This window comes from Cupriavidus sp. SIMBA_020 (genome assembly GCF_046535395.1).
GTDB lineage: Bacteria > Pseudomonadota > Gammaproteobacteria > Burkholderiales > Burkholderiaceae > Cupriavidus > Cupriavidus campinensis.
Genome location: NZ_JAWRWU010000945.1, coordinates 1 through 260 on the forward strand (window position 1 = coordinate 1; position 260 = coordinate 260).

Genomic DNA, 260 nt, shown 5'->3' on the forward strand with positions numbered 1-260 from the left:
GACACGGCGGCGATCGGTTTCATCGCGCCGTCGCTGCTCGGCGAATGGGGCATCGCCAAACCCGCGCTCGCGCCGGTACTCAGCGCCGCGCTGTTCGGCCTCGCGTTCGGCGCGCTCGCCTCGGGCCCGCTCTCCGACCGGCTCGGCCGCCGCGCGATGCTGCTCGGCTCGGTGCTGGTGTTCGGCGTCGCGTGCCTCGGCTCGGCGTTCGCCACCAGCATCGACCATCTGACCTGGCTGCGCTTCGTCACGGGCGTGGG

At 73.5% G+C, this 260-nt stretch carries 1 protein-coding gene; it reads left to right on the forward strand.

Annotated elements, in window-relative coordinates:
* Positions 1–260, forward strand: a 260-nt coding sequence (locus SB751_RS32240; RefSeq protein WP_410749289.1) for an MFS transporter, incomplete at both ends; no start/stop codon positions are given.